Consider the following 9,481-nt stretch of genomic DNA (forward strand, 5'->3'; position numbering starts at 1 on the left):
GAGCGCGCAGCGCGGATTGCTGAAAGGCCGCCGGGCATGGCCCGGCGCTGCCGAAGTCAGGCCCGCTGTGCGCGCCTGAGGAGCTTCGCTTCACGCCTGCGCGCGCGCCGCGCCTTCCAGCGCTCGGCCAGGCACGAGAAGATCACGTACAGCGCCGGCGTGCTGAGCAGGGTCAGGCTCTGCGAGAACAGCAGGCCGCCGATCATCGCGATGCCCAGCGGGCGACGCAGCTCTGAACCTTCGCCCAGGCCGATCGCCAGCGGCACCGCCGCCAGGATTGCCACCATCGTGGTCATCATGATCGGGCGGAAACGCACGATGCTGGCTTCACGGGCAGCATCGCGCGGAGTCAGCCCATGTTCGCGCTGCGCCACCAGGGCGAAGTCGATCATCATGATCGCGTTCTTCTTGACGATGCCGATCAGCAGCACCAGCGCGATCATCGAGATCACCGACAGTTCGGTGTTGGTGCCGAACAGCGCCAGCAACGCACCGACGCCGGCGGCCGGCAGGGTGGACAGGATCGTCACCGGGTGGATCAGGCTTTCGTACAGGATGCCCAGCACCAGGTAGACGGTGAGGATGGCTGCCAGCACCAGGATCAGCATGTCGCTGGGGTCGGAATTGAAGCCGAAGCCGGCGTCGTCGGCCAGGCGGATGTCGCCGGGCATGCGCATGCCGGCCACGGTGCTGTCGATGATGGCCTTGGCCTCGCCCATGCTGACGCCGGGGGCGAGGTTGTAGCTCAGGTCCATCGTCGTGTACTGGTTTTCATGGGTGATCTGCGAGGGCGCCAGGCCCGGCGCCTGGCGGGCCACCGCCGTGATCGGTACCATCTCGCCGTTGCGTGCACGCACATGCACTTCGTCCAGCGCCGAAGGCGTGGCGGTCTGCGACGGCAGCGCATTGACCACCACGCTGTACTGGTTGATGTCCGAGTAGATGGTGGAGATCTGGCGCTGGCCGAAGGCGCCGTACAGCGCACCGTCGATGGCGCCGACCGAGATGCCCAGGCGCGCGGCCTTGGCCCGGTCGATCTCGATGTTCTGGCGCAGGCCGGCGTTGTCGACGTCGGTGCCGACATCACGCAGCTTCGGGTTCTTCTTCAATGCCGCCTGCAGCTTGGGCAGCCATTCCTGCAGTGCGGCCAGGTCGTTGCCCTGCAGCGAGACGCGGTACTGCGCGCCCTGGCTGTTTCCACCGCCATCGTTGCTGGGCAGGTCCTGGATCGCGCGCAGGCGCAGCTGCAGGTCCGGGTAGCGGTCGGCCTTCGCACTCAGCCGTGCCAGTGCGTGTGCGGTGGTTTCGCGGCGGCCTTCCTTGCGCGACTTCAGTTCCACGTTGAACTGCGCGCTGGAGCCCTGGCGGCCGCTGCCCAGGCGTACGCCCACGGTCTTCACTGCCGGGTCGGCCATCAGCATGTCGGTGATGCGGCGCTGGCGGCTGACCATGTCCTCGAAGGACACCGTCGCACTGGAATTGGCGCGGCCCCAGATCAGGCCGGTGTCCTGCGGCGGGAACGCGCCCTTCTTCACCGCACCGAACAGGAAGATGGTGACGCCGATCAGGATCAACGGCGTCAACGACAGCAGCAGCGCATGGCGCAGCGAAAAATCAAGGAACACGGTGTAGACGCGCAGCATCCGCTCGTGACCGGCATCGAGCCAGCGGCCGAAGCGCGACGGTGCCGCCGTGTGGTCGTGCGCGCTGAGGAAGCGGCTGCACAGCGCCGGGGTCAGCGTCAGCGAAACGATCATCGACACCACGATCGCCGCCACCAGGGTGACGGTGAATTCGCGGAAGAACGCGCCCATCATGCCGCTGGCGAACAGCAGCGGGATGAACACCGCCACCAGCGAAGCGGTGATCGAGACGATGGTGAAGCCGATTTCGCGCGCACCGGCGAAGGCCGCCTGCATCCGCGGCATGCCCTCGTCGAGGTGGCGCATGATGTTCTCGATCACCACGATCGCATCGTCGACCACGAAGCCGATCGCGATCACCAGCGCCAGCAGGCTCAGGTTGTTCAGGGTGAAGCCCATCACGTACATCACCAGCGCGGCACCGGCCAGCGACAGCGGCACGGTGACCGCCGCGATCAGCGTCGGCGCCAACCGGCGCAGGAACAGCGCCATGGTCAGCACCACCATCGCCAGGCTGATCAGCAGGGTGATCTGCACTTCATGCAGCGACGACCGGATGGTCGGGGTGCGGTCGAAGTAGGGCGTCATCGTGGTGCCCGGCTGCAGGTAGTCGCGCAACGCGGGAATCTGCGCTTTCACCCGGTCCACGGTCTCGACGATGTTGGCGCCGGCGCGGGTGAACACATACATCACCACGGCCGGTTTGTGGTCGAACCACGCGGCCTGGTAGGCGTCCTGCTGGCCGTCGTAGACGTTGGCGATGTCCTTCAGGCGGATCACCCGGCCATCGCCCTGGGTCTTGACCACCAGATCGGCGAAGTCGGCGGCGCGTGCGACCGAATCGTTGGCGATGATCGCCGTGGTGGTGTTGCCATCGCTGAGGAAGCCGGTGGGCGAGGTCACGTTGGCCGCGCGCACGGCATTGCGCAGGTCGTCGGCGGTCAGTCCCAGCGCGTTCATCAGGCGCAGGTTGACGTCCACACGCACCGCCGGCGTCGAGGCACCGGCGATATCCACCGAGGCGACGCCGCCGATCTGGCGGATGCGCTGGGCCAGCAGCGAATCGGCGACGTTGTACAGCTCATCGGCGGACTGCGTCTGCGAGGTCAGCGCGATGGCGATCACCGGATCGTCGTTCGGGTTCGCCTTCTGGTACATCGGCGATCCCATGCCCGAGGGCAGGTCGGCCTGCGCCGAATTGATCGCGGTCTGTACGTCCAGCGCGGCCGAATCGATGTCGCGGTCGCTCTGGAAGATCATGAACACCAGCGAGCTGCCTTCCGAGCTCGACGAACGCATGCGGTCGATGCCTGGCAGCTGGCCGAGGTGGCGCTCCAGCGGCGCGGTCACCGTGGAGGCCATGGTCGCCGCATCCGCACCGGACTGGCTGGCATGCACGAAGATCACCGGGATCTCGATGTTCGGCAGTGCCGACACGCCGAGCCGCAGGTAACAGATCACGCCGACCATGAACAAGCCGATGGCCAGCAGGGCGGTACCGATCGGGCGACGGATGAAGGGGCCGGACAGGTTCATCGTGCAGCCCCCCGAAGGTGCGGGGCCAGGGTCATGCCTGCGGCTCCTGCACCGTGCCATCGCGCAGCGCACGCTGTTCACGGCGACGGGCGAGCCATTCCGAGAAGCGTTCCATGTACAGGTAGATCACCGGCGTGGTGTACAGGGTTACCAGCTGCGACAGCAGCAGGCCGCCGACGATGGCGATGCCCAGCGGCCGACGCAGTTCCGAGCCGATGCCGGTGCCCAGCGCCAGCGGCAACGCGCCAAGCATGGCTGCAGCGGTGGTCATCATGATCGGGCGGAAGCGCAGCAGGCAGGCGCGGCGGATGGCCTCGCGCGCGTTGGCGCCGGTGCGCCGCGCCTCGATGGCGAAGTCGACCATCATGATGCCGTTCTTCTTGACGATGCCGATCAGCAGCACGATGCCGACGATGCCGTCCACCGACAGGCTCAGGCCACAGACCATCAATGCCAGCAGCGCACCGACGCCGGCCGGCGGCAGGGTCGAGATGATCGTGATCGGGTGGATGTAGCTCTCGTACAGCACGCCCAGCACGATGTAGATCACCACCAGCGAGGCCAGCAGCAGCCACACCACGTCGGTCTGGCTGCCGGTGAATTCAGCGGCCTTGCCGATGAACTGCGCATGCACGTGCGCCGGCATGTCCAGGCTGGCCTTGGTCTCTTCGATGGCCTTGACCGCATCGGACAGCGAATAGCCCGCCGCGACGTTGAAGGAAACCGTCACCGCAGGAAGCTGCTGTTGGTGGCTGACCAGCAGCGGCGCGCTGGAAACCTTCGCCTCGGCCAGCGCCGACAACGGGATGATGCCGCCCGCACCGACGGTGATGCCGGTGTTCTGTGCACCGATACCGGTGGCGGTCGACGAGTTGGACGAAGTGACCTGGCCGAAGCTGGTCGCGTTGGTGCCGGTGAGTGCGCCGGCACCGTTGGAGGCGACCGCCAGCTGTTCCATCAGCGCAGTGCTGGTACGGAACTGCGGCGCCACTTCCAGCACCACGCGGTACTGGTTGAGCTCGGTGAAGATGGTCGAGATCTGGCGCTGGCCGAACGCATCGTAGAGGGTGTCGTCGATGGTCTGCATCGGCACGCCCAGCACGCTGGCCTTGTCGCGGTCGATGTTCAGTTCCAGTGCGCGGCCCTGGTTGGACAGGTTGTTGTCGACGTCGGCCAGTTCCGGGCGCTGGCGCAGCGCCTGGGTCAGGCGGTTGGCCTGCAGCGCGACTTCCGCGCTGTCCACGTCCGACAGCGAGTACTGGTACTCGGTGGCGGCCACGCGGGTGTCCAGGGTCACGTCCTGTACCGGCTTCAGGTACAGCGCCACGCCGGGAATACCGGCGACGGATTTCTGCAGGCGCGGCAGGATGTCTTCCAGCCCATCACGTTCGCCGCGCTCTTTCAGCACGATCGACAGCTGGCCCTGGTTGAGCGTGGGGTTCATGCTGCCGGCACCGATGAAGGCCGATACGCCGGTCACGTCCGGATCCCTGCGCAGCGCTTCGGCCACCTGCTGGGTGCGTTGCTCCATCTGCGGGAAGGCGATGTTCTGGTCGGCCTGGACCACGGCGGTGATCAGGCCGGTGTCCTGTTCGGGCAGCAGGCCCTTGGGAATCAGCACGTACAGCAGCACGGTCAGTACCAGCGCGGCAGCGGCCACGGCCAGGGTGAGCGGCTGGTGTTCCAGCACCCAGTCCAGGCTGCGCTCATACAGCCCGACGGTGCGCGTCCACAGGTTCTGCTTGCCGGCCGCGGCCGCACGTTCGTGCGCGTCTTCGCCCTCGGGCAGCGCATCGGGCTTGAGCAGGTAGGCGCACATCATCGGGGTGAGCGTCAGCGAGATCAGCATCGACAGCACCACGGCGATGCTCAGCACCCAGGCGAACTCGTGGAACAGGCGGCCGGTGACGCCGGGCATCAGCAGCAGCGGCAGGAACACCGCCACCAGTGAAACCGTCAGCGACAGCACGGTGAAGCCGATCTGGCGCGCACCGATCTCGGCCGCCTCCTTGCCGCTCTTGCCTTGTTCGATGTAGCGCACGATGTTCTCGATCATCACGATCGCATCGTCGACCACGAAGCCGGTGGCCACCACCAGCGCCATCAGCGAGAGGTTGTCCAGCGACATGCCGGTGAAGGCCATCACCGCGAAGGTGCCGGCCAGCGACAACGGCACCGCCACCGAGGGAATGATGGTGGCCCAGAACCGGCGCAGGAACACGAAGATCACCGCCACCACCAGGCCGATCGTCAGGATCAGGGTGAACTGCACTTCATGCACCGAGGCGCGGATGGTTTCGGTACGGTCGGAGAACACCTCCAGGTGCACGTCGGCCGGCAGTACGCCCTGCAGCTGCGGCAGCAGCGCGCGGATGCGCTCGACGGTCTGCACGATGTTGGCGCCCGGCTGCCGGCGCACTTCCAGCAGCACGGCCGGCTTGCCGTCGGCCCATGCCGCCAGCTGGTCGTTCTCCACGCCATCGATCACTTCGGCCACGTCGGACAGACGCACCGGGCGGCCGTTCTTGTAGCTGATGATGGTGTCGCGGTACTCGGCGGCGCTGGCCAGCTGGTCGTTGGTGCCGATGCTGTAGGACTGGGTCTTGCCGTTCAGCGAGCCCTTCGGCGCATTGACGTTGGCCTGGGTGAGCGCGCTGCGCAGCTCTTCCAGGGTCAAGCCCATGTTGGAAAGCTGCGCCGGATTGACCTGGATGCGCACGGCCGGACGCACGTTGCCGGCGATCGACACCAGGCCCACGCCCTGCACCTGCGACAGGCGCTGGGCGAGGATCGAGTCAGCGTAGTTGTTGACGTCGCGCAGCGGCCGCGTATCGGAGGTCAGCTTGAGGGTGACGATGGCCGCGTCGGCCGGGTTCACCCGGTTGTAGACCGGCTGGTACGGCAGCGACGAGGGCAGGGTGGCCTGGCGGATCGCCGCCTGCACGTCCTGTGCGGCGATGTCGATGTCGCGGTCCATCGAGAACTGCAGGATGATCGTCGACAACCCCGCCGAGGAATCGGAGGTCATCAGTTCCAGCCCGGAGATCTGCCCGAACTGGCGCTCCAGCGGCGTGGTCACCAGCGAGGCCATGGTGGTGGCGTTGGCACCGGGGTACTGCGTGGTCACCACCAGGCTGGGCGCATCGATTTCCGGCAGCGCCGACACCGGCAGCTTGCGGTAACCGAGGATGCCCAGCAGCAACAAGCCCGCCATCAACAGCGAGGTGGCAATCGGGCGGCGGATGAAGATCGTCGAAAAGCCCACGGACTGATCCTTGCTGGCACTTCAATGGCAGCGCCGGCGGGATCGCCGGCGCGGGGAAGAGCAGGGGCCTGCGCTCAGCGCGGGCCACCACCGCGGCGGCCGCCGCCACTCTTCTGTTCGGCGGCCTTCAGTTCGGCCTCGGTCGGTGCGGCCGGGGTCTCCCCCGGCTTCAGCGCGGTCACCTTGCTGCCCGGCTTCAGGCGGAACTGGCCTTCGCTGACCACGCGCTCGCCGCCCTTCAGGCCTTCGGCGATCTGCACCTGGCTGTCGCCCACTTCCACGCCACTGCGCACGGTCTGCATCTTCACCGTGTTGTCGCCCTGCACGACGTAGACGTACTCGCCGTCCGGGCCACGCAGCACTGCCTGGGTCGGGATCACCACGCCGCCGCCGATGGTGCGCAGCTGCATGCGCACATTGACGAACTGGCCCGGCCACAGGCCGTTGTCGGTGTTGTCGAACACCGCGCGTGCCTTGAAGGTGCCGCTGTCGGCGCTGATCAGGTTGTCGACCACGTCCAGCTTGCCGTCGCCGCTGAGCACGTGCGAATCGGCGCGGTCCAGCGCTGCGACCGGCACGCTGCCGGCGGCCTGCGCCTGGCGCACGTCGCCGAGCTGGCGTTCGGGCAGGTTGAACAGCACGTGGATCGGATGGATCTGGGTCAGGGTGACCAGTGCGGTACCGGCGTTGACCACGTTGCCGGCGTCGACCGCGCGGATGCCGGCGATACCGGTGATCGGCGCGGTGACCCGGGTGTACTGCAGCTGCACCTGCGCCGAACGCATGCTGGCTTCATTGGCCGCCACTGCGCTTTCGTACTGTGCCACCTGGTTTCGTTGTGTATCCAGATCGGTCTTGGCCACGAACTGGCGGTACTCCGGCGCGTTCGAGCGCTGGTAGTTCGAACGTGCGGTGGCCAGCAGGGCTTCGTTCTGGCGCTTGGATGCAACGGCCTGGTCATAGCTGGCCTGGGCGGTGCGCGGGTCGATCACCGCCAGCACGTCGCCCTTCTTCACTTCCTGGCCTTCGCGGAAATTGAGGCTCATCAGCTGGCCGCCCACCTGCGGGCTGACCGTCACGGTGTTCATCGCGGTCACCGTGCCCAGTGCGCTGGCATACACCGGCACGTCCTGGCGCGCGGCATCGACCACGGTCACCGGCACCGGGCCGGCATCGGGATCTTCGCCCCCCTGGCCGGCGCCTGCCTGCTGCCCGGCAGCCTTGTCCTTGCCGCCACCGAGTACGCGCAGGCCGACCACGGCCAGCACCAGTACCGCCACGACCAGCAGCACGATCTTCCAAACACGTGACATTCAAGACTCCAAGAGGGCTGGACGGGGTGGGCACCCCGGGTGGCAATGCGCAAAGCATACCTGTGGCCCACCGGGTTTCCTGCATGACGGATGGGACGGGCGCTCAGACAGATGGACGACGCTGGAGGTTCCCGTAACGGCAAGGTTGCCCTACATTCAGGTGCAGACCCCTTCCGTGGAGATCGAGATGCGCCGTTCGTTGCTGCTGTCCGCCCTGCTGCTGGCCCTGCCGGCCCTTGCCCACGCCGAGGACGCGCAGCGCCCGGAAGTGACCGCTGCCGCGCAGCGCCTGCAGGCCAAGGTGGTTGAATGGCGCCGCGATTTCCATCAGCACCCGGAACTGTCCAACCGCGAGGAGCGCACCTCCGCCGAGGTCGCCAAGCGCCTGCGCGCGATGGGCCTGAAGCCGAAGACCGGCATTGCCCACCACGGCGTGGTGGCGATCATCGAAGGCGGCAAGCCGGGCCCGAAGATCGCCCTGCGCGCGGACATGGACGCACTGCCGGTGACCGAGCAGACCGGCCTGCCATTCGCCTCCAAGGCCACCGCGCAGTACCGCGGGCAGACCGTGGGCGTGATGCACGCCTGTGGCCATGACGCGCACACTGCCACCCTGCTGGGCGTGGCCGAAGCGCTGGTGGCGATGAAGAAGGACCTGCCGGGCCAGGTGATGCTGATCTTCCAGCCGTCCGAAGAAGGTGCGCCGCCACCGGAAGAGGGCGGTGCGGCGCTGATGCTGAAGGAAGGCCTGTTTGCCGACTTCAAGCCCGAGGCGGTGTTCGGCCTGCATGTGTTCTCCAGCGTGCAGGCAGGGCAGATCGCGGTGCGCGGTGGCCCGCTGATGGCCGCGTCCGATCGTTTCGGCATCAAGGTGATCGGCCGCCAGACCCATGGCTCGGCACCGTGGAACGGCGTGGATCCGATCGTGGCCACTGCTGATCTGATCGGCACCGCACAGACCATCGTCAGCCGCCGCGCCAACCTGTCCAAGCAGCCGGCGGTGCTGACCTTCGGCGCCATCAACGGCGGCATCCGCTACAACATCATTCCCGATGAAGTGGAGATGGTCGGCACCATCCGCACCTTCGACGAAGGCATGCGCCAGCAGATCTTCGCCGACCTGCGCAACGTGGCCGACCACACCGCTGCCGCGCATGGGGCCAAGGCGGTGACCGACATCTACGAATCGGAAGGCAACCCGGCCACGGTGAACGACCCGGCGCTGACCGCGAAGATGCTGCCGAGCCTGCAGGCGGTGGTGGGCAAGGACAACGTGTACGAGCCGCCGCTGCAGATGGGCGCGGAGGATTTCTCGCTGTACGCCAAGGAAGTGCCGGGTATGTTCTTCTTCGTCGGTTCCACCAGCGTGGGCATCGACCCGGCGACGGCGCCGGCCAACCATTCGCCGAAGTTCCTGCTGGATGAGAAGGCGCTGGATGTCGGATTCCGTGCGCTGCTGCAGGTGAGCCTGGATTATCTGCATGGTGCGGGCACCCCGGCGGGTTGAGGGTTTCGGGCAGGGCTGCGCCCTGCACCCGCCGAAGCGGTAGTGCCGGCCGCTGGCCGGCAACAGCAACAGCAACAGCAACAGCAGAAGCGGGCTATCCGTGGGATGGCGGGGTGGGTCCGGTTGCGGGGGACGCCGTAAACCCGTCCATGGGGGCTTGGCCGCGGCATCCATGCCGCGGACACCCCCGCAACCGGACCCACCCCGCCTTCGACAG

4 protein-coding genes are annotated in these 9,481 nt (G+C 67.1%); 1 reads left to right on the plus strand and 3 read right to left on the minus strand.

Annotated features, from left to right (window positions below; genetic code table 11):
- Window positions 1-56: 56 nt before the first annotated feature.
- The 3 genes from BW38_RS08280 to BW38_RS08270 all read right to left on the minus strand — a co-directional run bounded on the left by BW38_RS08280 (window position 57) and on the right by BW38_RS08270 (window position 7,757).
- A complete protein-coding gene (locus tag BW38_RS08280; RefSeq protein ID WP_025874641.1) occupies window positions 57-3,179 on the minus strand; it encodes an efflux RND transporter permease subunit in 3,123 nt (1,040 codons plus the stop codon).
- A gap of 31 nt (window positions 3,180-3,210) precedes the next feature.
- On the minus strand, window positions 3,211-6,444 hold the full coding sequence (locus tag BW38_RS08275) for an efflux RND transporter permease subunit (protein ID WP_025874642.1): 3,234 nt from the start codon (window positions 6,442-6,444) through the stop codon (window positions 3,211-3,213).
- A gap of 74 nt (window positions 6,445-6,518) precedes the next feature.
- Window positions 6,519-7,757, minus strand: coding sequence for an efflux RND transporter periplasmic adaptor subunit (locus tag BW38_RS08270; RefSeq protein WP_032976663.1), 1,239 nt, complete (start codon window positions 7,755-7,757; stop codon window positions 6,519-6,521).
- 187 nt (window positions 7,758-7,944) lie between these two features.
- Between BW38_RS08270 and BW38_RS08265 the strand changes: the two genes are divergently transcribed.
- Window positions 7,945-9,264, plus strand: a complete 1,320-nt coding sequence (locus BW38_RS08265; RefSeq protein WP_025874644.1) for a M20 family metallopeptidase — start codon at window positions 7,945-7,947, stop codon at window positions 9,262-9,264.
- Window positions 9,265-9,481: the final 217 nt, after the last annotated feature.

The organism is Stenotrophomonas sp. RIT309 (genome assembly GCF_000632045.1).
Taxonomy (GTDB): Bacteria; Pseudomonadota; Gammaproteobacteria; order Xanthomonadales; family Xanthomonadaceae; genus Stenotrophomonas; species Stenotrophomonas indicatrix.